General features: G+C 34.7%; 28 protein-coding genes. 24 read left to right on the forward strand and 4 right to left on the reverse strand.

Annotation, left to right across the window (positions count from 1 at the left end):
• Positions 1 to 86: 86 nt before the first annotated feature.
• The 8 genes from AC6JAD_RS13440 to AC6JAD_RS13475 all read left to right on the forward strand — a co-directional run bounded on the left by AC6JAD_RS13440 (position 87) and on the right by AC6JAD_RS13475 (position 6689).
• Positions 87 to 845: a DUF6882 domain-containing protein gene (locus tag AC6JAD_RS13440; RefSeq protein WP_461302859.1), complete on the forward strand. Its 759-nt coding sequence runs from the start codon at positions 87 to 89 to the stop codon at positions 843 to 845.
• Positions 846 to 1048: 203 nt separating this feature from the next.
• On the forward strand, positions 1049 to 2218 hold the full coding sequence (locus tag AC6JAD_RS13445) for a hypothetical protein (RefSeq protein WP_461302860.1): 1170 nt from the start codon (positions 1049 to 1051) through the stop codon (positions 2216 to 2218).
• A gap of 86 nt (positions 2219 to 2304) precedes the next feature.
• A complete protein-coding gene (locus tag AC6JAD_RS13450; protein ID WP_461302861.1) occupies positions 2305 to 2934 on the forward strand; it encodes a hypothetical protein in 630 nt (209 codons plus the stop codon).
• A gap of 295 nt (positions 2935 to 3229) precedes the next feature.
• Positions 3230 to 3889 (forward strand): hypothetical protein, encoded by a 660-nt coding sequence (locus tag AC6JAD_RS13455; RefSeq protein ID WP_461302862.1) that lies wholly within the window; start codon positions 3230 to 3232, stop codon positions 3887 to 3889.
• A gap of 163 nt (positions 3890 to 4052) precedes the next feature.
• Complete coding sequence (locus AC6JAD_RS13460) at positions 4053 to 4433, forward strand: hypothetical protein (protein ID WP_461302863.1); 381 nt, start codon at positions 4053 to 4055, stop codon at positions 4431 to 4433.
• A gap of 197 nt (positions 4434 to 4630) precedes the next feature.
• A complete protein-coding gene (locus AC6JAD_RS13465) occupies positions 4631 to 5503 on the forward strand; it encodes an RNA polymerase sigma factor (RefSeq protein ID WP_461302864.1) in 873 nt (290 codons plus the stop codon).
• Between the two features lie 118 nt (positions 5504 to 5621).
• Positions 5622 to 6125, forward strand: coding sequence for an SRPBCC family protein (locus tag AC6JAD_RS13470; RefSeq protein ID WP_461302865.1), 504 nt, complete (start codon positions 5622 to 5624; stop codon positions 6123 to 6125).
• Positions 6126 to 6182: 57 nt separating this feature from the next.
• Positions 6183 to 6689: an SRPBCC family protein gene (locus AC6JAD_RS13475; RefSeq protein WP_461302866.1), complete on the forward strand. Its 507-nt coding sequence runs from the start codon at positions 6183 to 6185 to the stop codon at positions 6687 to 6689.
• A 158-nt stretch (positions 6690 to 6847) separates the two neighbouring features.
• On the opposite strand, the gene AC6JAD_RS13480 is transcribed toward AC6JAD_RS13475, so the two are convergent.
• Both AC6JAD_RS13480 and AC6JAD_RS13485 read right to left on the reverse strand, forming a co-directional pair.
• Positions 6848 to 7540: a LytR/AlgR family response regulator transcription factor gene (locus AC6JAD_RS13480; protein ID WP_461302867.1), complete on the reverse strand. Its 693-nt coding sequence runs from the start codon at positions 7538 to 7540 to the stop codon at positions 6848 to 6850.
• Positions 7537 to 8355 carry a sensor histidine kinase gene (locus AC6JAD_RS13485; protein WP_461302868.1) on the reverse strand — a complete coding sequence of 273 codons (819 nt, stop codon included), beginning with the start codon at positions 8353 to 8355 and terminating at the stop codon, positions 7537 to 7539. The genes AC6JAD_RS13480 and AC6JAD_RS13485 overlap by 4 nt, the downstream gene beginning before the upstream one ends.
• Positions 8356 to 8574: 219 nt before the next feature.
• Here AC6JAD_RS13485 and AC6JAD_RS13490 point away from each other — a divergent pair, with 219 nt between their 5' ends.
• The 11 genes from AC6JAD_RS13490 (at position 8575) to AC6JAD_RS13540 (ending at position 17634) form a co-directional block, all read left to right on the forward strand.
• Positions 8575 to 9750 (forward strand): metallophosphoesterase, encoded by a 1176-nt coding sequence (locus tag AC6JAD_RS13490; RefSeq protein WP_461302869.1) that lies wholly within the window; start codon positions 8575 to 8577, stop codon positions 9748 to 9750.
• A 282-nt stretch (positions 9751 to 10032) separates the two neighbouring features.
• Positions 10033 to 10509: a hypothetical protein gene (locus AC6JAD_RS13495; protein ID WP_461302870.1), complete on the forward strand. Its 477-nt coding sequence runs from the start codon at positions 10033 to 10035 to the stop codon at positions 10507 to 10509.
• A gap of 108 nt (positions 10510 to 10617) precedes the next feature.
• Positions 10618 to 11490: a hypothetical protein gene (locus tag AC6JAD_RS13500; protein ID WP_461302871.1), complete on the forward strand. Its 873-nt coding sequence runs from the start codon at positions 10618 to 10620 to the stop codon at positions 11488 to 11490.
• 93 nt (positions 11491 to 11583) lie between these two features.
• The gene (locus AC6JAD_RS13505) at positions 11584 to 12033 is read left to right on the forward strand and encodes an HAD family hydrolase (RefSeq protein WP_461302872.1); all 450 of its coding nucleotides are present in this window, start codon (positions 11584 to 11586) and stop codon (positions 12031 to 12033) included.
• 394 nt (positions 12034 to 12427) lie between these two features.
• Positions 12428 to 13168, forward strand: a complete 741-nt coding sequence (locus tag AC6JAD_RS13510; RefSeq protein WP_497865584.1) for a hypothetical protein — start codon at positions 12428 to 12430, stop codon at positions 13166 to 13168.
• 202 nt (positions 13169 to 13370) lie between these two features.
• A complete protein-coding gene (locus AC6JAD_RS13515; RefSeq protein ID WP_461302874.1) occupies positions 13371 to 13868 on the forward strand; it encodes a hypothetical protein in 498 nt (165 codons plus the stop codon).
• Positions 13869 to 14005: 137 nt separating this feature from the next.
• Positions 14006 to 14836 carry a hypothetical protein gene (locus AC6JAD_RS13520; protein WP_461302875.1) on the forward strand — a complete coding sequence of 277 codons (831 nt, stop codon included), beginning with the start codon at positions 14006 to 14008 and terminating at the stop codon, positions 14834 to 14836.
• Positions 14837 to 14964: 128 nt separating this feature from the next.
• On the forward strand, positions 14965 to 15360 hold the full coding sequence (locus tag AC6JAD_RS13525; protein WP_461302876.1) for a hypothetical protein: 396 nt from the start codon (positions 14965 to 14967) through the stop codon (positions 15358 to 15360).
• A 54-nt stretch (positions 15361 to 15414) separates the two neighbouring features.
• The gene (locus AC6JAD_RS13530; RefSeq protein ID WP_497865586.1) at positions 15415 to 15768 is read left to right on the forward strand and encodes a hypothetical protein; all 354 of its coding nucleotides are present in this window, start codon (positions 15415 to 15417) and stop codon (positions 15766 to 15768) included.
• Positions 15769 to 15843: 75 nt separating this feature from the next.
• Positions 15844 to 17091, forward strand: a complete 1248-nt coding sequence (locus tag AC6JAD_RS13535) for a serine hydrolase domain-containing protein (protein ID WP_461302878.1) — start codon at positions 15844 to 15846, stop codon at positions 17089 to 17091.
• A gap of 87 nt (positions 17092 to 17178) precedes the next feature.
• Positions 17179 to 17634 carry a GNAT family N-acetyltransferase gene (locus tag AC6JAD_RS13540; RefSeq protein ID WP_461302879.1) on the forward strand — a complete coding sequence of 152 codons (456 nt, stop codon included), beginning with the start codon at positions 17179 to 17181 and terminating at the stop codon, positions 17632 to 17634.
• 221 nt (positions 17635 to 17855) lie between these two features.
• Here AC6JAD_RS13540 and AC6JAD_RS13545 read toward each other — a convergent pair whose 3' ends face one another.
• Positions 17856 to 18566: a LytR/AlgR family response regulator transcription factor gene (locus tag AC6JAD_RS13545; RefSeq protein WP_461302880.1), complete on the reverse strand. Its 711-nt coding sequence runs from the start codon at positions 18564 to 18566 to the stop codon at positions 17856 to 17858.
• On the reverse strand, positions 18563 to 19249 hold the full coding sequence (locus AC6JAD_RS13550; protein WP_497865589.1) for a sensor histidine kinase: 687 nt from the start codon (positions 19247 to 19249) through the stop codon (positions 18563 to 18565). The genes AC6JAD_RS13545 and AC6JAD_RS13550 overlap by 4 nt, the downstream gene beginning before the upstream one ends.
• Before the next feature lie 538 nt (positions 19250 to 19787).
• Here AC6JAD_RS13550 and AC6JAD_RS13555 point away from each other — a divergent pair.
• The 5 genes from AC6JAD_RS13555 to AC6JAD_RS13575 all read left to right on the forward strand — a co-directional run bounded on the left by AC6JAD_RS13555 (position 19788) and on the right by AC6JAD_RS13575 (position 26178).
• The gene (locus tag AC6JAD_RS13555) at positions 19788 to 22166 is read left to right on the forward strand and encodes a TonB-dependent receptor (protein ID WP_461302882.1); all 2379 of its coding nucleotides are present in this window, start codon (positions 19788 to 19790) and stop codon (positions 22164 to 22166) included.
• A 186-nt stretch (positions 22167 to 22352) separates the two neighbouring features.
• A complete protein-coding gene (locus AC6JAD_RS13560; RefSeq protein ID WP_461302883.1) occupies positions 22353 to 23129 on the forward strand; it encodes a class I SAM-dependent methyltransferase in 777 nt (258 codons plus the stop codon).
• Between the two features lie 94 nt (positions 23130 to 23223).
• On the forward strand, positions 23224 to 24366 hold the full coding sequence (locus tag AC6JAD_RS13565) for a serine hydrolase domain-containing protein (RefSeq protein ID WP_461302884.1): 1143 nt from the start codon (positions 23224 to 23226) through the stop codon (positions 24364 to 24366).
• 158 nt (positions 24367 to 24524) lie between these two features.
• Positions 24525 to 24962 carry a hypothetical protein gene (locus tag AC6JAD_RS13570; protein WP_461302885.1) on the forward strand — a complete coding sequence of 146 codons (438 nt, stop codon included), beginning with the start codon at positions 24525 to 24527 and terminating at the stop codon, positions 24960 to 24962.
• Positions 24963 to 25116: 154 nt separating this feature from the next.
• A complete protein-coding gene (locus tag AC6JAD_RS13575) occupies positions 25117 to 26178 on the forward strand; it encodes a T9SS type A sorting domain-containing protein (protein WP_461302886.1) in 1062 nt (353 codons plus the stop codon).
• Positions 26179 to 26241 lie beyond the last annotated feature (63 nt).

Here is a 26241-nt window from a genome sequence, read left to right on the forward strand (position 1 = left end):
AATAGCTGCCACGACCATACCTTCGCATTCGCTCCGGTACGGGGGGTAGCTTGACCGTTGTGGTTAATGTAAAAAAACTAACTGAATTGATATTTGGAACACTGAAATACAAAAAATATGCGGACAAAATTTGTCAAAAGCTGACTGAATTTCAAAACGAATTCAGAGCCGAATATGACCTTGACAATTATGCAAATTGGTTCTATAATCAATCCAGCGAAACATTAAGACTGTATTCAGACGACAAAGAAATCTATTTCAAATACATACCTGTTGGAACTTTTTCTCAAAAGACAAATACGTGGATGTGGGCTTGGGCGAACGAAAATTCTTTTGAGCCGAGAAAATTTAAGACTTTAAAAGTTAAGGAATTTGGAGAAAAAAAGAAATATGAAAACCTGACCAAAGCTCATTTTGACGGAGATAAATACACAGGTTGGGAATTGACTTCTATAACTTTTGACATACTTGGTGGAATTGGAACTTATCGAGTAATTTCTGACCATTTAGAAAAATACTTTGTACTTACCGACCAAATCTCAACTGAAGAAGTTGAGAAAATAGAAAACGAGTTAATTGACTGCGGAATTCACGGAAAATTACGAAAGGCATTTATCTGCCAACATCTGAATGTTAAAACCAAAACTGGATTTGAAGAAGCTTTTGAAACTTTTCGTGGAATGGAATTGGGCGGAGAAGATGATTTTCAAGCTTGGTGTTCTGAATGCGAAAAAGAACGAATAAAAACAGACGGTTGGAATGACGAATCAATGGAATTTGCTAAGATTAAATTAGTATGCGAAAAGTGTTATTTTGAGATAAAAAAAATTAATTTAAACGAATAAAAAACACTAACCACAACAATGGCTATAAGTAATTGTTTGTTCTCATCTACCCTTCGACAAGCTCAGGGCATCGCTTCTGAAAATCCTTGCGGATTTTGCTGGTGCCAGTTCGCTGCGCTCGTGTCAGTTTGGTGTGTACTTGCTAAGTTAAGTGCTAAACCACGCAACTACTCATAGCCGAGACCGTTAGCGCCAATTAAAAAATGATCAAGATATTTTTCATCATAGGACTTCTTTCGACTACCCTTTGTCTTGGGCAGCAAACTAGAAAAAACTCCTTGCTCGTTGCTGAATATCAGAAAAATGATGAAGGAACTGGAAATTACACCCATCTTGTAAGTTACAACTTCATTGACGGGAAGCTTTCTTCCAACGATACAATACTTTCTGCACCGACAAGTAAAGGACAATATCAAGGCTCCTATGTGCGGTATGACTTAGGACACAATTTTGTTTATCAAAATAGATATGTGATTTCAGGAATTGGAAACGTCATTGACGTAAAGACCCAATCATTGGTAATGGAAGAAAGTGACGACTTAATTGAAACCAAAGGTGATAGCATTATTTTTCATAGGGATAACATTTTCACTGGAACTGGTTATTTGGTGTGTGATTTAAAGGCTAGGACTTATGGGTTTGTCAAGAATAAGAAGTTTCTAGGTGTAAAGGGCATTAATTCACCAGACCATCTTTGGGGACTTGAAATAGAAAAATCCGAGTTGCCTTACAAGATAGTTCTAAATGACAAAAAGAATAAGCAGGAAGTTATTGTGAATAATTGTGGTGCTGGGACATTACTATCATCCTATGCTTCAACTATGCCGAATGTCCCAGTTTACTGGGTTGACAATGAACATTTCCTATATGCGACATATAGTATATCGGGTCGTTGGACAGATAGAGTAACTGCAACTGTAAATATTCATAAAGTCAATAGAGAAACAAAAAGCTCTGACATGGTTGCGGAAATTGATTCAGTGCCTCCAGCTATTTCAAGGTCAAGCTTTTCGATTGACCCGCGGGGAGTAGTAATATTCCATAGCGCAAAAGGACAATTTGAAATTGACCTTGATAAGAAGCAAGCTATCCCTCACATGATGAGTTCAGTTGATAATGACTTCTCAATCGAGAATAACAGAAACGACAGTTATGGGAGAGTCATTACATTCAATAACGAAGAAATAGGACGGGTTTGGTGTAACTACTACAATGCCAAAACAACTACAGGTTTTATTGGAGTAGAGTATGGGGATATTGGCTCTAATCTTGGTTACCCTAAAGGTGTCAGAGTGTGGAACAACATAACCGTAACTTGGACAGATATTGAAATTCCTTGGATATCAAGTATTATTGGATGGATAGAAAAATAAAAAAAACAGGCGCTAACATCGTGTATTGCACATGCCCTGCGGGACACGTGCCATGCACACCGTAAGCAATTTGACAAAAACACAAAATGAAAAAAATATTATTATTTATGGGAATATTATCATTTTTAGGATTTAAGAATAATTCTGCATCAAAAAACCCTTCGTTTGAGGAACAACTTGAAATATTTAAGGAATTGGGATTTGAATTAAATCCTGGAACCGATAAATCTGACATTGAGCGTTGGGATGAGCAAGATTTTCTTGATGAACCGTTTTCTTTAATGTATATGACACTTGGACAAACAATAGAGCGTGAACCTTGGACACCACTAACGAATAAATGCTGGGATTTTGACACAGAAGCTATTGAAGACCACGGCTCGTATGTTGATATATTTGAAAATCTTGAACGAATTACAAGAGGTAGTTTGAAATTTGAAAACGTGAAAGACTATGTGGATATTGAAGAGGAAAAAGCTTGGGTTTCTTTTACGTTTAATGGAAAAGATTACAAATGGAATTTAAAAGTTGACAATGATTGGGTTGATACTGACTTGTTTTCCAAAATCGTAAATCTGACTGAAAACAGTAACTCTAAAGGTCGTTACACATATTTTGACACAGCAGGACAAAATGCAGTTATCGGATTTGAAACAGCGGAAAGTTTAAAAGAAATTAAGAATAAAACTGGACTGAAAATTGTCTGGTTAAACTAAAAATACTGCTTACAACAATGGCTATAAGTAATTGCTAGAACTCGTTTTCCCTTCGACAAGCTTAGGGCATCGCTTCTGAAAATCCTCGCGGATTTTCTATTCGGTTTGTATTTACAAAATTAGGTGCTCAAAACACACAACAAACCATATACAAACACGTTAGCCACAAGCTATAATCGCATTCCAAGCCTAAAGACTAGACAACCTTTTCCAAATTTTTTGCGTCTATTATAGTTGAAAGACTTAAAAGACAATCAATACTTGACGAGTCTAGAAGACTAACTTAACTATAGACATGGAGCCAAAAAAGAGCACAATTCATCACATCGAAAAAATCGGAGCGATATCCGGCATTATTTCAATTATATTCTACTTCGCTGCAGCTATTCTTCCATTTATTCCGGATTACGTTAGTAGATTGCTAGGATTTACCTTTCCATTATTGTGGATCATTGCTTTTATGGGACTTTATAGTTTTTTAAAAAGGGAGTCTCATACACCAACTTTAGAAATAGCTTACTTATTTGGAATTATTGGAGCCGCTATTGCTTGTTCATTTATTGTAGTTCAACAAGCAAATTTTATATGGCATGAGACCGCAATGGAAGCAGCGAATTCTGATGAAGCAAAATCATTGTTGAAAGCATCTTTCAAAGGAGCAAATAGAGTGCAAGCAGGACTAGATGTTGCCTTCGATATTTTTATAACTATATCTTGGTTTCTGTTCGGAATTAATATTGCAAAAAACTCTAATTTCAATAAATTATTGGGTTGGACTGGCTGTCTTATATCAGCAGGCCTTTTTACATTAAACATACTAACTTTCCCTGTGGCACCAGCAGATGCTGAATTATTTGACTTAGGCCCATTCTTAGGCTTATGGAGTCTTATCGTTTTTGTTTGGTTTGCCTTAATCTTGTTCAAAAATAAAAAGCCAGTGGTTAACAATGTATAACCGAAATTAGGGCTAATTCGACTATCCCGAAACAAATTCGGGACAGGCTGTCCGAATCCACTCAGAATTGCTACAGTCGAGGTTTAATCCGAAAATAATCGCTAATTTGGCCCGTAACTGACGGTTATACGAGACCGTTGGCCACAAAATCTTACCATAGCAGATGAAACTTTTCAAAAAGTATTATTCACTATTTCTAGTTCCAATTGTCATAATAATATATTGGTCGGATTTCAAGGATATGTTCCAAAAGGACAAACTGAAGACCGTAAGCTCAGTCGGGAACGAAATAGTAGTTAGGACCAATTGGTTTGAGTATGATGTGGGCGGACATAATTTAATTCGTATCTCAAGACCCTTCAATGCAAATGAAAAAGGGGTGGTTTCTATGAATTTCTACTCAGGTTTCACGCGAGAAGAAAGAATAAGTGAAGTGCTCAATGTCAAGTGGTTAGAAAGCGATAGCTTGGTTGTAATTAATACAGTTTTGAATAACAACTTAAAAAAAGTTGATAGTCTATATTGGCTCGAACCGAAGCAATGATTCAGTGGCCAATAACGCATATACCCCATACCACCAATTCATACACAAAAAAATAGTAGCTTTAAGAAACTAATTTTTTGTGTAACCCAGTTTAGCGTTGAGGCTGGCGCGGGGCATATACAATACCGTTAGGCACAACCTTAAAACGAACTTTGTAACACCTATCCAATTCTTGTATCTAACAAGAAAATACTCATATGAATCAACTTGGAGATAAATATTCAGAGGAAAAAAATTTAGAACTATTAAATTCCTCTTTGGATGGTAACAAAGTAGCATTGAATCAGCTTATAAAAATCCACAGACCTTATATTTTCAATGTGGCATGGAAATTTACCTTTGACCCTCAAGACGCAGAAGACTTAACTCAAGAGGCACTTATCAAGGTAATAACCAAGCTATCACAATTTAAATTCGAAAGCCAATTTAGAACTTGGCTCTATCGCATTGTATTTAACGAATTTTTGTTATCCAAAAGACGAAAAGGAGAAAAACAATTCACGGATTTTGAAAATCAAGGAAAACGACTTGACTCTATTGAAAATGCAACCGTAGGCGAAAGTGAAGAAAAGGAATACGAGGAATTGGCTAAGGAGCTTAGATATCGTTGTCTGTCAGGTATGATAATGTGTCTTACCAGGGAGCAAAGGCTTTTATTTATTGTAGGAGAAACGTTCGGAGTCGACCACAATTTAGGTTCTGAAATATTCGGAATGACAAAAGCTAACTATAGGGTAAAGCTTCACAGAGCAAGAAAGGAGTTAATCAACTTTATGCAACAAAAATGCGGACTGATGAACCCGAAAAACCCTTGCAGATGTGGTAAAAAGGCAAAAACTATGCGCAAAAATGGTTACCTCACCGAAGACCAACAGTTTTTCAATGTAGGTTACAAAACCAGAGTAAGGGACTATGCTTTTCAGAACAGTGAATTGGTTGCTGATATTGTAGATAAAAAGCATTTAGAGTTACTTCGAGATATTCCAGCGAGGGATGATTTTTCTAAAGAAGCCATTGTTGAGGAAATTATTGGGAATAATGAATTACTAGATTTTTTTGAGCTAAACTAGTATTGACCAATACTTATAAAAAAGCCCGTGATTCTGAAAATCACGGGCTTTTTGTTTTCTGTTTTGTAACACAAGAGAGTTTTCTGTATCAAAATGATAAATTAAAAATTCAAACAAAATGGAAATAAAAAAAGAAATCGTAATTAATCGTCCAATTCAAGAGGTATGGGAGGTTTTGGGGAATCAATTTACAACTGCCTACAAATGGGCAAGAGGCTTGACTCATTCCGAAGGTTTTGGAAAATCAAAATTTGATGGGGCAGAATGTAGCAACAGAACCTGCGAAGTTGCTGGCTTTGGAACAATTCAGGAAGACATCAAAAAATTCGATTCAAAAAATTACGTGTTGGCTTACGAAGTCGTTAAAGGCTTTCCTGGTTTTATCACTTCCGCTGTTAATACATGGTCTTTGGAAAGAAAGGGAAGCAATACGCTTGTAAGCATGCACATGAAAATGCAAACCAAAGGCTTTAAAGGGACCATTATGGGTCCAATGATGAAAATGCAACTCAACAAAACAGTAGCAGGCGTTATTGAAGACCTAAAAATATTCGTTGAAACAGGTAACCCAAGCGATTATAAGCAAAAAGAATTGGCAAAAAATCGAGAGAAAGTAGCTTAATTCTGTAACACATCAATTAATACTGTATCAAAAGGTAAACTATAAAAATCATTAACAATGCAAATTAAAAATTTATTATTAAGCACATTCGTTCTTCTATTAAGTGCGAATTTGGCCACTGCCCAAAGTATGGGTGAGCCAAAAGTTCAATTTAGTAAGGTAGTAAATAAGTCCGCAGATGAAATGTGGAAGACAGTTAGAAAACTAGACCAAGTACATAAATATTCCTCTGTAATTGCAAAGGTAGATTGGAGCGGTAATATGGGAGTTGGAGGAGAAAGAATTTGCCACACACCAGATGGGAAAGGATTCTTCAAAGAAAAAATTGTTGCTTATGACGAATCATCACGAAGCTTTTCCTATTCTGTACTTGAGGGAGCACCTGTAAAAGGAATGACTAACTTCATGCAAGTAGTTGACCTTGGTTATGGAAAGTGCATACTTGTTTGGTGGTCGAACTATGATGAGTTTATGGAAAACCCACAAATGACTGAAGAACAATTTCAAGCTTTTATGCTAAGTTCACTTGAGGAAATGACAGAAAAAATGGCTAAAGATTCATAAAAGGCAGTGCCTAACATTGTGTATAAGCAATAACGGTTCGAGTGCATACTTGAGCCGTTTTTGCGTTTTTATAAGTATCTTGCTATCCAGCAGCTTAGTGGTGTGAAATCCGCTACTACTCATACACAAAACCGTTGGCAACAATTAAAGACAACTAACTACTTCAACAATTTATTTATTTCATTTTTATAGGACTTTCCTATGGGAACAATGTAGTCTGCAATTTTAATTCTGTTTCCTTCAACTGAATGAATGTGCTGTCTTGAAACGACAAAGGACTTATGGACTTGTATGAAATTATCTTTGGGTAGTCTATAAATTATATTTGAAATTTTATCCCTTATCGTAAATGTTTCGTTTGTGGTATATATCTTCACGTAATTTCCAGCAGCTTCAATATGACTTATACTGCTAATGCTAATTTGCGTGTGAGTTTTGTTGGCATAAACAAACATTAAATCTGATTGTTTATTGTCTTTGTTGTCATTACTTAAAGTAGGATTTACGAGTATTACCTTATTAAGTGCTTTCAAAAATCGTTCAAAACTAAAGGGCTTTAATAAATAGTCGACTACATCTAGTGTATAGCCTTCCAAAGCATATTCTTGATAGGCTGTAGTAACAATTACTTTAGGTGGCGCAGTGAGTGTTTTTAAAAATTCGAATCCTTTTAGCTTAGGCAAATTGATATCTAAAAATATCAAATCCACTTGGTTTTCTCTTAAATAATCCAAGGCTTCCAAGGCATCATAGCAATTCTTCATTAATTCCATACTCTGCATTTTATCACAATACCCTTTAATAATTTCGTGAGCTATATGTTCATCATCTATGATAATATATTTAATCATAATTCTAATTGTAATGTAACAGTATGGACATCTTTGGTTTTTGTAAAGATGAGATTGTGCTTTTTAGGATATACCAAGTCTAATCTACGTTTTAGGTTTTGTAAACCTATTCCCGGTTTTTTTGGCAGTTCTTCGGAATCAAAATTATTTTTGACCTCAAAAGAAATCTGCCCTAAAGATGCCACCAAATTTATATCCACAAAAGAATTTTCTCGTAAATTTTCTACCCCATGTTTAAATGCATTCTCCAAAAGAATGATATAAAGCAATGGCATTATTTTATAACGGTCTTTATCTATCTCAATATTGAATGTAATGTCAATGTCTTTATGATAACGCATTCGATGTAGCTCAATATAGTTTTTTAAGTATTTAATTTCTTCCTTTAGTGCTACTGTCTTTCTCTCACCTTCGTAAATACTATATCTCATTAATTCAGAAAGTTTTAGAATGAGGTTTTTGGCTTTTTCAGAATCTACATCTATTAGTCCATATAAATTGTTAAGTATATTAAAAAAGAAATGTGGATTTACTTGGCTTTGTAAATGCAGTAGTTCATTCTTCTTTTTCTCATTTTTCAATTGCACTATAGCCTTTATTTGCATAGTTATCCATAGAAGAGCTAAAATTAGTAGTAGAACATAATAGCCTTCTATTATCCTCGCTACATTGGGATGAAAACCTTCCAAAAATACCACAGATTTGTCAGAGGTGGTAATGATTTGATAAGCAGTAATTAAGATAGGAATTAAAGCAATTCCAACGATTATGCTGAATATAATTAGCCTTTTGCTTTTTGATAGTGTAAAATTCATATCGCAAAATACGTTTTATTAAAAGCGTTTTTAAAACAAAAGTGACAAACTATATCAAAGCTGTGATGACTTTGATGTTATATGGTATAAGATGATTTTTATTTTAAAACAGGTATGTGCCACACATTTTTAGTCGTTCATCACATTTACTTTCTTGAGTTACACCTTCCTTTCATATTTGCGATGATAAAAAACTAATAATCATCAAAATCTATTACAATGAAAAAAAGAATCTTACGCTACTTCAAGCACATTTTTGGAACACTATTACTATTATCAATAGGAACACTTTATGTGTTACTATCAGAAAATGGCGGTATTCATTATGGAGATAATAATTTAAAAATGAACTGGGATAATGAAGGACCTTATGTATTTTATGAAAATGACAGTACAGTCAACGTACAGTATGTAAAAGGAAATCAAAAAGATGGTTTTTATGTAAACCAAGAAAAGTACTCAACATCAAAAACCATTCCTTTAAAGTGTTATTTTGCCCTTGATGACACAAGTTTCAATTTTTCAATAGACAACGACATAATTGAAACGCCAATGGCAACTTACAAAGACGATGAAAAGATTTTAGCAATTTCTGATATTGAAAGTGGCTTCAAATCGTTCAGGGATTTTTTAATCCATAGTCGGGTAATAGATGAACAATTACAGTGGACTTTTGGTAAAGGACATCTTGTTTTGGTGGGAGATTTTGTGGATAGAGGGTTTTCTACCACGCAAGTTCTATGGTTTATTTATAAGTTAGAGCAGAATGCTAAAAATCATGGTGGTACTGTACATTTTATACTTGGAAATCACGAAATAAAGAATTTGCAAGGTAATTATGAAGCTGCCTCTCCTAAATATAATTATGTTTCAGCTATACTAGGCAAACAGCAGCATAATTTATACGATAGCAATTCATTTTTAGGCAGATGGCTAGAAAGTAAAAACACGGTAGAACGAATCAACGGCCACCTATTTGTACACGGAGGAGTACATCCAGATGTTGCGGAAGCAAATATGCCTATTGAAGAAATAAACAAAATTGTCAGAGCAAATTATCGTAATACGTTTTATCCAAAAAGAATAAAAAGTACTGAACAGTTGTTAATCTCAACTTTCAAGGGTCCTTCTTGGTATCGTGGCTACTTTAAAGATGATGTAACATTCGATCAAGTTCAAAAAGGACTTGATAATTTTAATGCTAAAGACATTATTGTAGGACATACTATACAGAAAAAAGTAAACAGGCAGTTTGAGGGGAAGGTGATAGCTATAGATGTGCAACATCCTAAGGATTATCACAAAAATTGGCCCAATAGAAAGTCAGAAGGACTTCTAATTGAAAATGAAACCTACTATCGAGTATTATCTGATGGACAAAAAAAGGAAATATAACTGTTGCCAACAACGTGTATAGTTCATAGTGTTTAAACGATGTTCAGGGATTTCTTGCGAAATCCATCCACTCTTCCCTTCCTTTTTGCTAACTTAGGTCGCAAACACCACAAACCATGCACGAACACGTTGGTAAAAATGCCTGACGGCACGGTTAAACCGCCACTTCATGGCTCGTTTTAATCCTATTTTTACCAATGGTCACGCAGTACACTGCTATTTGTTGTTATTACATATCTTTATAACCAATACAGAGCAGGGTGCCTCGGCACATATACCAACTTGCGGCTAAAAACAAATAGCGTTAAAAGCTGCCGTAGCTCACTATCGGGCAAGCCCGATAACGCTACTCGCTTTACCCGCGTGACCGTTGTAGGTGATTTAAGAATGAGTGATTTCAATTTAAAACAGGTTCAATTTTCAGTTCTGGGGACCTTCGTAGTAATTTTTGGAGCGTTGATTTGGTATTTAAACTCGGACCATTACTTACGAAAGGAATATTTCGGGTTTAAAGACATGGGATTCAAAGCAACCCTCTCTAAGAAAATTGACGAACATCCTACGAAAGGAAATAAAATCCATCTAAAAAATGGACCTGAATTAATAGTTTATAGAGAATTATTTGACAACCTAATGATTGGAGATTCAATAATCAAGAAAATGGACTCTGACTCGGTGTTTTTTTATACCTCCAATGGACTTGTAATTGATGATTACAATGCATTTAAAAGAAAAAAGTATCTTAATTCGCTAGATTAAAAAGCTACCTGCAACAATGGCTATATTTCATGGTGGTTTTGTGCCAGACCAAAATAAAATGTATATCATAGCCTTTAGACCGTTGGGCCGAATGCCAAAAAAACATTTATGAAAAAAATAAAGTTTCTGATTTTACTGTTAATACCGATAATTGGATTTGGACAAAGGGACTATCTAATAGAATATAAAAAAGCGGAAAGCTTTTTACAAACAAATGATATTGACTCTGCTTATGTTAAATTCAACGAATTGGAAAAAAGCTTGCCTAAAAATGATACTTTATATGAGTACTCGCTTTGGTACAAAGTAGGAACTGCAACCTATCTGGAAGAGGTTAATAGACTTCAAGAAAATTTTGATAAATCCCTTGAATTTGGGCTTGAGGCACTGGATGGAATTGAAAAAGGAATAGAACTATTTGATAAGGAATTTGCCAAAAGAAAATACTTTATGATAAAAAACATTATTGTTTCTTATTATGGTTCAGGGAATTTTCAAGAAGGCAAAAAATGGAAAGAGAAAATGTATGAGGCCAGAAGGAATGGTGTGTTACCTGAGGGAATTGACGAATATTTCAATTATGATTTTTTCAAATTCGAGGACAAAAACATTTGGGGTTATGAATGGTATGCAGAATTACCAAAAGACCGATTTTCCAGTAGTTTTACAAAAGTAGTATACTATGTTTACAGTACAAATCAAGATGGTTCCGATAAAGACCAACTTTACCGATTACACGTTTTAATGTTTCACGGTAATAATGAAAATTTTGACTACGTAATGGACAAAAGACTGGAAACAGCCACCGAAGACGTGAGTGGTACCCTGTATTCATATACTTATAACGAAGATATTGACTTTGAAAAGCTTAAAAATGATGTTAAGGAAGTTTTGAAAGGCAACTTACGGCCTGACACTAAAAGAACTATTACAAGGGACAAAGACGGCAAGGTTAAAGTCGATGTAAAAATGAAAAATTAAACGCATTAAACCCAACAATGGCTAAAAATCATAGACTTTACCAACCAAACCGTTTCTAAGCTTTTAAGCAGGAACGTTACCCAACCCTGGAAAATGAATATCAGCTTTGATTTAGATAGTACTTTAATACCAAATGGGGATGAATTTGATACTGAAAAGAGAAGCGTTATAGCAAAATTTTTCGGAATTGAAAGAATAAGAATTGGTAGTTCCGAACTGATTTCTGAATTGCAAAAAGAAGGACACAAAATTCATATCTATACTACATCTTTTAGAACTAAAGGAAAAATAAGAAGGTTCTTAAAATATTATGGAATAAAAGTTGACCGAATTGTCAATCAAAAAGAAAATGAGCGGACCTTAAAATCTTTAAATATAATTTCGTCTAAGTTCCCTTCAGCTTTTGACTTTGACATACATATTGACGATTCAAAAGGTGTCGGAATAGAAGCCAATCGATTTAACTTTAAGGCAATTATAGTTGAACAATCTGACAAAAGTTGGGTTGAAAAAATAAAAAAAGAAATAAAAAACATTGGTTGATAAAGCGTAGAGTTCATCGCGGTTGAATTGCTGGCACCAGTTCGCTGGGCTCGTGTCAGTTTGGTGTATACTGGCAAAGTTTAGTGCTAACCCACGCAACTGTTCATAGCCGAGACCGTTAGAGGAAAATACCTGCGGTCGTTCAAGCCATCCCAACAAGTTGGGATTCCCTCTTGAACTATTTTCCTCTAACGCCTCACAGTACGACTGCAAATTCGCCAAAATAACTTTATATTTAATACCCAATAACAGGCTCTCACAACCGCTATCTCGGTACTTTCCCTAACAAGGGCTATAGCGAATTAGTGTCTAATGGCTACCCGTAGCTTTTGTACCGCTAAAGCGGAACAACACTACTCGCCATAGCCGTGAGGCGTTAGCAAACATTTGAGAAATGAAGATATTGACATTCATTATTTGTATTTTATTCATTAATGTCTCATCTACCGAAAAAGTATTTGAAGGAGAATTGATTTATCATCACGATATGAAAATGAACTCAAAAAATTATTCCGAATCAAGAAAGTTTTACGATACTCTAACAATAACTTATAAGGACAAGAATTACATAAAACTGACAAACAAAAAGAACTATGAAAAAATACTTTTCATTGATTCTTTGAGAAAAGTTTATGTAATCTATAAAGACAACTTGAGTAAATCTAAAAACCTCTCAATGAATGAGGATAACCTGAATTTTGGAAAACTTTACAATCGAGAAAATTCTCATTTTGGAAAAATAGTTTCGTTATCAAAATCAGACACAATTATAAATTTTGACAAAGAAAATCGTGAATTAAAGAAGCTATTCGTGGAAAGAGAATATGGGAACGAAACTTATGTTTATTCCGATTCTAAAGAATTTAAGCTGACTGACAATCGCAACATATTAAGGAATATTGGAGAACAAATACATCCTGACGAAATAGCATCTGAATTGAAAAACTCTATACTCTTCTATTATAAGTTGGACGTTAAAAATGCGGACTTATATGAGGAATATAAATTAGTTAAAATCAATAATAAGGTAATTGAAAATAGTGCCTTTAAAATTCCTGAATACAAAGATGCTAAAGGATATAAAAAAGAAAATAAAAAGAACGGTCGATTTAAATACTACGAATTGACTAAATAAAAACGTTTGCTAACAATGGCTATAAGTAATAGCTAGTACTCGCTTACCCTTCGACAAACTCAGGGCATCGCTTCTGAAAATCCTTGCGGATTTTACTGGTGCCAGTTCGCTGCGCTCGTGTCAGTTTGGTGTGTACTTGCTAAGTTAAGTGCTAACCCACGCAACTACTCATAGCCGAGACCGTTGTAGGTAATTTAAGCCAATGATTGTAAAAAAGGAAATAAAGGATGACAATGAATTGTATTTGTATTTCAATGGTAAATTGATTTACAAAAGGTGGCTGAATTTGGGCTACGGAAAGGTGTTTGATCACTTTGCCTATGGAAAATATACAGATTATAGCATAACTGATTTCGACTTAGAGGAAACACCAGACTTAATTCATGTAAAAGCCAGTTTTACGTTATTACCAACAGAACAAAGTGGTCGTAAAACGGGAATAAATTCTGGCTACAGACCCAATCACGTGTTTGAATATGAATCAGACGGTCAAATGAGATATGCATTTATGGGAGATATTCAATTTGCTCAAAATGAATGGATTTTGCCTGGTGAAACTCATGAGGTAACAGTCCGATTTTTAACGAGACAACCTATTGATGAATATTTGGATATAGGAAGAAAATGGTGGATTCATGAAGGTCCAATTAAAGTCGGTGAGGCGGAGGTAATTGCAGTTGAATTTCCTGAAACTAAATAAAACTACCTACAACAACGCGTATAGCTCATGCCTTCGCTAAACACAAAAATTCATTACTTTTAGTTTAATTAATTTTCGTGTTACTCACTCTGCCGAAAATGCGGCACGAGCCATACACGAACACTTTACCCACAATTATGAGAAAATTATTGCTAATTATTATTATTACCATTTCTTCAGTAAATGCTCAGGAGGACAAAACTGTAGATTTAAAGTGGATAATAAATGATACGCTCACTTATAAAACTGTTATGACGGACATTCCAGTAGAGCAAGCAAAACAAGAGCAGACAAATGATACAATATTTGGAAAGGCTTCTGATATTTTTAAGAATATGAAGGAAAGCATGGGTAATTTGAAATATGAGACGAAACTTTATCCTGACAGAATGAAAAACATCGATATCGCGATGTTGATTAAAAAAGATAAGACCGATACAACCGAAAACATATTTACTGGAATGGCAGCAATGAATGGTAACGTTGTCCTTCGCGGCAAGGTGAGCCAGAATGGCGAACTCTTAAGTTTTTACTACAAAAGGGCTCAAAACAATCTGGTTTCGATATTATTTGAACTGCCGAATAAACCTGTCATAGTAGGTGACAAGTGGAGCTTAAATGTCGATATGATTGCAATGGACCAAAATTTTATTGCGGACACGTTGTTCAAGAGGAACGAGGTCTACCTTGATAAAATTATTGAAAAAAATGGCGACCAAATTGCTGTGATTAAATATGACATTGAAGAGTTTGTATCTGGCAACTTTGGTAACGGACCCATGACCATGTTTACCGGAAAAAGTGATGAAGAAACCTATATGAAAATGACACATCAAGCCATAGGTCATTTCTCAATTAATAAAGGAATGTGGATTGAATATGACGGTGATATGGAAATCCAAACCAACTTTTCGATGATGGGACTTGGCGGAAATATGAGAACCAAATTTCGACTGATACCAGAGTAATAACTATGGCTAACAGCGTGTATAACACATTGCCAAAATTTGGCTAACTTTAAACTCTCTCCTACTAATATGGCAACGCACCATACACAAACACATTGTGCAACATATCTAAAAACCCTTGATCAAAAGTGAACATTGACACTATTATATTTTTTTTAATAATGGCTATCCCTTTTGGTTGGATTCTGGTTTTGGATCAACAGAAACTTAAGTATCGATCTGTTTTTATTAAGCACTTATTAATTTCAATTGTTGTTTTAATTGCGGGCATTTTATACCAAAAATATGCTGAAACAGAAAACAAGTTTCTTGTTTACATTGGATCACAAATGACATTTACTTTTTTGATTTTATTCAAAATAGTCAGATTTCCTTTCTACATCCTCTTCAAACGAGAACCTGAAATAAGTGCTGGTGGCGGCGAAAAGTGGCCTGATTTGATAGTATCCCTAATTGTGATTTCTGCAACTTTAGCGATTCCGTTGCTAATTGATTCTCTCTTTTTTAAAAAGCTTTTGGATTAAGCAATATTCTTGACATAGATGTTTATAGACTTATTTAGAAATAGAAAACGTGGCATGCAAAAGGATGAATTGTGCGGAGAGTGGAATTCGGACGATGGAAGCGGGTTTATGATGATTATGGGTTCATGGATGAATATAAAGCCTGATGGAACCGGAGCATATAAAAGCTGGTCAGAAGGAGATGATGAAATAGGCGGATATAATCAAATTGGAGTGTTCAATTGGGAGAGAATTGGACAGACTCAAATTAGAATTCAGGAGAAAGGTTCAGATATAAAAGAGGACATTGAGTATAAAATTAAAAAGCGGAACGGGCGAATCGAATTGACAAGCCACCAACCTAAACTCAATGCATTGGGAATTGAAGCTTTTTGGAACTTTGCTCAAATCATGTTTAAAAAAGAATAAAATTCGTTGCACAACAATGGGTATAACCTGACTGGTACCCTTCATCAAAGAGGATCAGGAATTAAATACTAATAAATGAGAAAAGTCAAATATATAGCTCTACTAGTTTTGATACTTTTGGCATGGACCGCTATTATTAATTTTGGAGCTAGCACTGGTCTTCTACTAAAATCAATTACATCAAAAGATACTTCCGCATCATTTGTCGAGGCGACCGAAGCAAAGCTTGAAAATGAGTTTGTTGGAAATTTAGCTATGGTACTATTGGAGGGTGGAGAAGTCTCCGAAGATTATTATTACTCTATTGACGAGCCAATCGATAAACATTCCATTTTTCAAATGGCTTCAGTAAGTAAATGGGTGACTGCTTGGGGAGTATTTGCATTAATTGAAGAGGGTAAAATCACCCTTGATGATTCCGTTGAAAAACACCTTAGCCGATGGCATTTACCTGAAAGTGAATTCAATAATAATGAAGTTACCATTCGCAATCTACTTTGTCATACTTCTGGACTTATTGATGGTCTTGGATATGCTGGATTTACTACTCAAGACTCTGTCCAGACTTTAGAAGAATCATTAACTAAAGCGACAGACGCATTCTATACCGAAGGAATAACAAAAGTGGGTTATCAACCCGGCACTGAATACAAATACTCAGGAGGTGGGTACACGCTACTTCAATTAATAATAGAAGAAGTCAGTGGCCAATCCTTTAATGATTACATGACAGAAACTGTTTTTAAACCTTTGAAAATGGAGAACTCCTCTTTTCATTGGTCCGACACTTCTTCTTTGCATCTAGCGACATTTTATGATAGTGACTCGTCCGTTGCACCTCATTATAAATACACGGCACTCGCAGCTGCTTCCCTTTATACTAATATCGAAGATATGACCTTGTTTCTTAAAGCAAATTTCTCAGACAATAAGGTATTGAAAAGGGAGACCATAAATAGGATGAGTGAAAGTCACATTCCATCAGGACAAGGAATGCATGGTCTAGGTCCAATGATATTTGGTAAAACTGGCGCTGGAGATTTGATTATTGGTCATGACGGGGTCAGTAGGGCAGCGATTAACAATGCGGCTAGAATAAATCTTAAGACCAGGGATGGAATAGTCATTTTAGAAACCGGTAATTGGAGTTTGGCGTCAGAATTGGCAGACGAATGGGGCTTTTGGAAAACTGAAATTCCAAATAATACAGTAATGAGTTCTAATCTAACAATGCTCGTAACATTGTTAGTCCTTGGATATTTGATTATCTTGATTCCATCAATTTATATGATAAGGAAAAGGCTAAAAAAGGCGAAAGGGTAACAAAGTGTCAAGTGTTCATAGCGGCTATACTCCGCTACGCCATTTATACATGCTGTTAGCAACAAGCTCAAAAAACCGAACTGGAAAATGAAATTTAGAAAAGCCACTAAAAATGACGTTCCAAAAATTGTGGAAATGATTGCTGATGATGAACTTGGAAAAAAAAGAGAAAATTATCAAATACCATTACCGACTGAATATCTTGTCGCATTTGAAAATATAGATTCTGACCAAAATCAGGAACTAATTGTTTTAGAAAATGAGAATTCTGAAATTATAGGCACTCTACAATTGTCTTTTATTCAATACCTGACTTATCGTGGCGGTATTCGAGCTCAAATAGAAGCAGTAAGAATCAGAAAAGATAAAAGAGGGCTTGGAATTGGAAAAACAATGTTTGAATGGGCCATTGACCGAGCGAAAAAACGAAATGCTCATTTACTACAATTGACGACAGACAAAAAGCGACCGAAAGCGATTAAATTCTATGAAGATTTAGGATTCAAAGCAAGCCATGAAGGAATGAAAATACACTTTAACTGAAAAAGCCAGTTGCTAACACGGTGTATAAAACATAGCTAATAAGTGCTAAATCGCAGGGTTTGCAATTATATGCAAAGAACGCCAATTCCGAAAAGTTAGCGTTTAATTATACGCTACGTTTCATACACGAGACTGTTGTAAAACAATTTAATATTAAACACTTCAAGACTTAAAATGCTGAAAAAGGATTCACAAAAAAAGGACCGAAATGAACAAAATACCTATTTAGTAATCCGAACTATAAAATCACTTTTATAGGCTCTTCCTATTGGTATGATCACATCATTTTCTAGAAAAACTTGATTGCCTGAAACCTTATTGATTTTGGTAGTGTTCAGAATGTACGATTTATGAATACGCATGAATTCTTTGTCTGATAGAAAATCTTGCCAATAACGTAAGGTTTCAGAAGATAAATACATCTTGCTCTTTAAGTGAATTTCAGTATAATCCGCATCGGCCATTATATAATGAATATCGTCTATTTTTACCCTAATATGTTCGTAACCACTTTTTATATAAACGTCTTCGGTAGGATTTAATGTTAGCGCTTCTGCTTTCAATAAATCATTAGCATTATTTTCGTTCGTCATTCCAACTTTGGAAATGGCTTTTATAAAGCGTTGAAATGAAAAAGGTTTTAGCAAGTAATCGACCACATTATAATCGTAACTTTCTAAAGCGTACTCTTGAAAAGCAGTTGTTAAAATTACTTCTGGTGGATTTGGTAAGGTTTTCAAAAAATCCATACCAGAAATTTTGGGCAAGTGAATATCCAAGAATATCAAATCAACTTTTTCAGTCTTTAAAACGTGAATTGCTTCTAAAGCATCTGTGAAAGCACCAACTAAAATGAGTGAATTAGTATCTGCAATGTATTTTTTTAAAATACGTTGTGCAGGTAATTGGTCTTCGATGATGATGCAATTCATTCCACTTGTGTTTTACTTAAATCAATGGTTAAATCGACCTTATAAAGGTTTTTTTCGATGTTTATTTCAAGGTAATGAGAATTTGGATAAATCAAATCCAATCGCTTTTTTACATTTTCCAATCCTATTCCGCTGTCAAGACTTTCGGTATTGCTATGGGGGAGATAGGTATTGCTGCAGGTAAATTTCAGCAGCCCATTTTCATCAACATTCGTTTTCACTTCAATTCTAATGTTTTCTGTCTGGCTGGATGCACTATGTTTAAAAGCATTCTCAACAAAAACGGATAGAATTAAAGGTGCAATGCGGTAATTAAATTGGATCGGGTCAATTTCAACGTCCACATTTCCCCGTCCTTCAATCTGCATTTCACTTAAATTAATATAATGTTTTAGATGTTCTATTTCTTTTTTTAGCGGAACGAATTGAGCTTTGCATTCATATAACATATAGCGTAAAACCGAAGATAGCTCTAAAATAAGTTCGGGTGTTTTTGGCGATTGTTCCACAGCAGATGAATACAGATTATTCATATTATTGAATAAAAAGTGTGGATTTATCTGCGATTTAAGGTATTGCAATTCACTTTCCTTGACCGAATTACGTAACTCAAGGACTTCTTGTTGTTTGTTCAATGCATCCCAAGCAAATTTGAAACCTACCAAAATGGTAATTGTAGGCATTGTGCTCAAAAGATTATAGAAAACACCTAAAAACCTTTTCCCACGAGTTTCAGGATAAAATACTTGTTCCAAAAAGGCTTCTTCTATAAAAATAACCAGAGCGATGACTACCAAGGTGAAAATTGCAAATTTCCAATACCGATTTTTATACAAAAAATGCGGTAACAACACATAATTTATAATCAATCCTGCCACTGCATAATTTAGGTAGAAAAAAAATTGATGTGGCTCTATGCCAGGAATTCGCCTATCAAAAGCAAAAAAAACAAACACAATAATATTAAGGACTATTTGAAATAATAGCTCTTTTAAGGTTAAATGCGGTGTAACCATTTTGAATTTCATTTCATAAAATTAACTTTATTATCCCGCTTATTAATTGTTCAATCTTCCAATCTTCAATCTTACTACTCTAAACGACATTTTATAATGGTTAAATTGCATTTTGCTTCCTACGGTAAAAGTTGTGTCGTTTACAGGTATACTTTTTGAGCCCTCGCCTTATCTCACTTTATTTGTTTCATATAAAATTCAATAAATGAAATCAATACTTAAAAGTTCCACCTGCTTACTACTGCTCATTTTATCGAGTGGTTTTGCAATCGCACAACAAGATATAGAGATAATAGGGGAATTAATAGAGGAAGAAACGTCTCAACCTGTTCCTTATGCGACTGTGGTTATTAAGGACAAAAGCACAAACGAGAACATAACAGGTGTCATTACGGATGAAAGTGGAAATTTTACCATTACAACAACAAAACTAAATTTTTATGTGGAAATAAGTTTTATGGGTTTTGAAACGAAGACTTTAACCGAATTTACAGTTACGAATGGAAAGGTAAATTTAGGAACGATAAGACTCGCACCAAGCAGTCAAGCACTCGATGAAGTTGTCGTAACTGGCGAAGTCTCTAAAACCGTTTTTAAACTGGATAAACGTGTTTTTAACGTTGGGAAAGATATAAGCAGTACAGGTGCGAGTGCGTTGGAAGTGCTTAACAATGTACCATCTGTAAACGTAAGTATTGAAGGCGATATAAGCCTTCGTGGAAGTTCTGGTGTTCAAATTCTTATCAATGGAAAACCCTCAGTTCTTGCAGACGAATCTAGCAATGCCTTGGGAACGATTACCGCAGATATGATAGAGAGTATTGAGGTCATTACAAATCCTTCAGCAAAATATGAGGCTTCGGGAACTGCCGGGATTTTAAATATCATCCTTAAAAAAGAAGAAAAAAGAGGTTGGAATGGTTCAATTTCAGTAAACACTGGAATTCCTGATAACCATAGTTTAGGTTTGAGCCTAAATCGAAGAACAGAAAACTTTAACCTATTTGCTCAATTAGGCGCTGGTTATCGTTCACTTCCGCAAGATAGAGAAGCAACGAACCGAAACTTGACAAACAACGAAGTTATCTTCAGCAAAGGAGAAGAATTCAGAAACGAAACGTTTTTCAACCTTACATTGGGTACAGATTATCATATAAACGATTTGAATGTGCTAACGCTTTCCGGTAATTTCGCCTATGAAATCGAAGACCAACCATCGGCAACCAATTTTCAATTTTTCGATGGTAATAATGACCTTATTTCAAGTTGGTTGAGAGAGGAAACTACAGAAGCTACAAACCCAAAATACCAATACGAACTGAATTATAAAAAGCAATTTGAAAACAACGAAGACCACACCTTACAATTTAGTGCTTTGGGTAGGTTCTTTGGCAAAGACCAAGAATCGCAGTTTACAGATAGAACCATTTCAGGCACAGATGTTAACAGTGACCAACAAACCGAAACCAATTTCCAACAGGCGGACTATACCTTTAAGGCAGATTATGTAAATCCGCTATCTGAAGTTTATACAATTGAAACTGGAGCCCAATATGTAATTAACGATGTCGGGAACGATTTTGAGGTACGGGATTTAGTCGATGGAACGTATGTAGTCAATGAAGATTTGACCAATAATTTTGAATGGAACCAAAAAGTGCTCGGATTGTATGTAACTGGTGCCTACGAAAAAGAAAAATGGGGTGTAAAAGCAGGATTAAGACTGGAACAAACCAATGTAAACACCTTATTGAGCAACACCAATGAAAGCAACGATCAGGACTATACCAACTTTTTTCCTACGCTACACACGTCTTATAAAATTTCAGAGAATGTTTCACTTCAAGCAGGCTATTCAAAACGAATTTTTAGACCCAGATTATGGGATTTAAACCCATTTTTCAACATAAGAAACAACTTTAATATTCGAGTTGGAAATCCAGATTTACAGCCAGAATTTACCGATTCGTATGAACTTACGAGTATTTATAGAATTGGAAAAGCCTCATTAAGTTCCAGTCTATATCATAGATATACCACAGACGTTGTTGAACGTGTTTCAACTTTTGAGGATAACGTTACTTTTACAACGCCTGAAAACATTGGAACAAATTCATCCATAGGTTTTGAGACCAACGGAAAATACAGTCCTAATAAATGGCTGACATTAACCGGCGATTTCAACTTCAATTATTTTGATAGGGTAGGAACTTTTGAAGACCAGGTTTTTGATTTTACAGGAAACCAATGGTCAACACGTTTAGGCTCAAAACTAGGATTACCAGCAGATATTGATGTGGAACTTACTGGAAATTACCGTTCAGGATTTGAAATCGTACAAGGTGAACAGACAGGATTTGCATTTATGGATTTAGGCGTTCGTAAAAAAATATTTAAAGGAAAGGCAATTGTAAATTTAGGTGTACGAGATCTGTTTGCATCAAGAGTTCAAGAGCGTTTTGTTAACCAACCCACTTTTGAAACGTATAGTTTTGGACAGCGAGGACGGTTTTTTACTTTCGGAATTAGCTATGGATTCGGTAAAGGTGAAGCGATGACCTATTCTGGTGGAAGAAGACGATAGGTTTAGAAAGATAAAAAGGAATACTAATTGGGAAGAAATACTGTGTACAACAAGGTGTATAATTAATTGTTGGCTGTTGGCGATGTTTAAGATCATTTCCCACAAAAGAGTATCTTAGTTAAGCGGAACAATCCTGCGGATTATCCCGCAACTAAATCATACACAAAATCGTTAGCAAACATTTGAATGAACGATACTACAACCAAATGGAAACCCGAACCTTATAATGAGAAACATTCTTTTGTTTATGAATATGGTGAAGATTTAATAAAACTATTGGATCCAAAAGAAAATCAAAGAATTTTGGATTTGGGTTGTGGTTCGGGACAATTGACTTTTAAAATAAGTGAATTGGCAAAGGAGGTAATTGGCATTGACAAATCGGTTGAAATGATTGCGGATGCAAAATCAAAGTTTCCTAGCATTGAGTTTCAAGTAGCGGACGCCGGTAATTTCGGATTTAACGAAAAGTTCGACTCGATTTTTTCAAATGCAACACTTCACTGGGTAAAAGACTATAAGGGAGCTATAAAATGTATGTATGACAATTTAAAACCAAATGGAAAAGTTGTTCTTGAGTTTGGAGGTAAAGGAAATGTGCAGACCATTGTTCATGAATTACGAAATTCACTGAAAGTGAGAAGCTACGATAGCCAATCCAATTTAGATTTATGGTATTTTCCTTCAATTGGGGAATATTCAACAGAACTGGAATCAGCTGGATTTAGAGTTCTTTTTGCAGAGCATTATGACCGTTCAACTGAACTTGCGGATGAACATTCCGGAATAAAGGATTGGATTTCTATGTTCGCAGCGAACTTTTTCGTTGGAGTTGCGGAAAAGCACATAGAGGAAATTAAGAATGAAGTACAAGAAAGTGTAAAAGAAAAATGCTTAATAAACGGAAAATGGTTTGCGGACTACAAAAGAATTAGAATAATCGCAATAAAAGATGTTCGCTAATAACGCATATCACACATTGCCAAAATTTGGCTAACTTTAATAGCTCCTCAGCGAATAAAACCTAGTCTCGACGGAATAATAGTGACTAAACAATATGGCTACATATCAAATACAAGACCGTTGGCAAGAATTTGGTTCTTCATTTATAAAATGGATATATTTAATATTAGTGACTACATTTATTCTTGGCTGTGAGAATCAAAATTCTGGGAAAACCATCTCCACTCAGCAAAGTACTTTTTACGATTTAACCAACAAATTACAAAGCGGATATTACCCAAACTTTCATAGTGTTATCATTTATAGTAAAGGCGATTTGGTGTACGAAAAATATTTAAGTGGTAAGGACGAAGTTCTCGGGAAAAATGTTGGCGTTGTGCAGCACTCGCAAAACAGCCTTCATGATATAAGGAGCATCACCAAAAGTATTGTATCGACATGTGTCGGAATCGCAATAGATCAGGGACTGTTAAAGAGCGTTGATCAGAAAATAAGTTCTTTTTTTCCTGAGTTTCATTCAATTCTGATTAATGAGAAAGAAGATTGGACTGTACGCCATTTCCTTACTATGACTACAGGTTTTGATTGGAATGAGGACGTCCCATATACGGATCCCTCTAACGATGAAACAATTATGATGTTTAACGACACACCTATCGAATATGTATTGTCGAGACCTTTGATACACTCACCCGGAACTATGTTCAATTATTCCGGTGGAGCAACGCAAATTTTGGTGGAAATCATTGAAAGAGCGTCTGGAATGACCATTGACGATTTTGCTACTAATTACCTTTTCAAAAAAATTCAAATAGATAAGCATGAATGGTTGAAATTTGAAAAATCCAACATTTATGCTGGACCTTCTGGTTTAAGGTTGACATCTAGAGGGTTATTAAATTATGCTATTCTCTACCTTAACAAAGGTAAATGGGAAGGGAATCAAATTATATCAGCAAATTGGATTGATTCGTCCTTCTCAAAACAAATTGAATTTCCTAGCGATGCATTGGATTGGAATGAGTATTATGGCTATCAGTTTTGGATTTGGCATGACCTAATTAACAAAACAAGAACAAATATTGTATCAGCCAATGGAAATGGTGACCAGAATATATTTTGGGATTTGAACTCTAATCTAGTCGTTATAACTACGGCTGGAAATTATAATAACTGGGAAATTGAAAAAGATGCTTATCACATGCTAAAAAACGAAATTTATCTGGTTTTGAAATAAAATAAACTCTTGTCAACACAGTGTATAATTTATTGCTAGTACTCATTAACTTACGAAAATCCTCGCAGATTTTCTATTCGGTTTGTATTTGCTAAATTAGTTGTTGAAACACGCAACGAGCCATAAACAAAACCGTTGGCAAAAATTGAGATACTCTTGTGAAAAAAAGAAAAACTATTTCGTCAGTCCTTCTAATTGTTGCTATCACTTTAAGTCTAGCTTTTCTTTTAAAAATTGACTTCCCACAAGGATATGAGGCATATTTCAAAAGAGCGTATTATAATCAATTTGGACCTTTAGTATTATCTGTTGAGTTACTTATCGCAGCTTATTATTTACTCATTGGGGATAAAAAAACAAACTTTGCTTTAACCCTTTTTGGTTTTACAGCTATTCTAGATCCGATTTTCGATCAAATTGGTCTTTTCGAAAGTATAGTGCCTTTATATGGAACCATTGTTCTTTCTATATGTGCTTTAGTTTGCCTATGGTTGGCCTTTAAAAATATTTTTGGGCTAAAACGAATTTCGTTAATAGCTGCCTTCATCAGTTTTGTTCTCGGTGTTTTGGTTGAACTATTCTTCAATTACCTATAATAAATAGTTGCGAAGAAGGTGTATAATCAATTACTAAGTTCTTGCCTACTGGGAATTTCCTCTGGTTCCTTTTCTTTTGCTAACTTAGTTCCAGCCTACGCAACGAAGCCACACACAATAGCGTTGCCAATAATTTGAGAAAACGGAAATTCATATGAACATAAGATATTTGTCAATCCTAATTCTGACTTTACTAATCTCTTCTTGCAATATTGATAAGGAAAGAAAATTAACCGAAAGTGAGCTTTTAGAATTACGGAAAAGGAATAATGATTCAATTATGGTAATTCTCGATTCAATAAATAAAGTCAATATTTATGTTCCTCCTTTATTTGACAAAGAAATTATTGACTCGACGACAACAAATAAGTTTTTTGAATTAGCAAAAGAAACCAAAGGAGAACTTAAACTTTTAGTTAATTCGGAACTGATTTCAAATGAAATCAAATATATCATTGAAAAACATTCCGCAGATAATTCTGATATTCTTTTCCTAATAGATAAAACAGGCAGTATGGAAGATGATATTGCAAATGTTCAAAAAGGATTAACAGAAATCATCAATTCTATTAATAAGTACAAAAATGTACGAGTGGCAATTGGACTTTATGGAGATAAAAATTATGACGGTAAGGATTGGTTCTCATTTAAAAACTTTGAAACTAATTTAGAATCAGCAAAAAAATTCATAAATGGAATAAAAGTTACTAATGGAGAAGATTACCCGGAATCTGTTTATGATGGTTTTTTTCAAAGTTCAAAAGAAAATTTTTGGAAATCGGAACATAAACGAATGATCATATTGATTGGAGATGCACCGCCATTGGAAAAACCATTAAGTGACTATTCAATGCCCGACGTAATTAATAAGGCAACAGAGGACGAAATAACAATGAATTTTTATCCCATAGTCGTAACACCGGGAATGATGGATGAGTTTGGGATCGTAACAAAACCAAAGGCCTATGAAAAAACAAAATTGGTAAGTTCATTTTATCCTAATCCTTCTGTTGGAAAAATACATATCAATCTTGAAAAAGAGGACAATTATGAAATCCAGATTTTCGACTTAAATGGTTCTCTCGTTTCAGAAGAAAATCAAAGAGGAAATAAGTTTTCAAAGGAACTATATGACTTGCCAAATGGAGTTTATATGATAAGAATAGTTGACTCAGAATTGAAATTTGAAACGATTAAAATAATGCTCAATAAATAAAACTACAGCCAATAATGTATATGAAAACAGGGTTAAAAGCTACCGTAGCTAAACGTTGAGCCA

The organism is Aureisphaera sp., assembly GCF_059726885.1.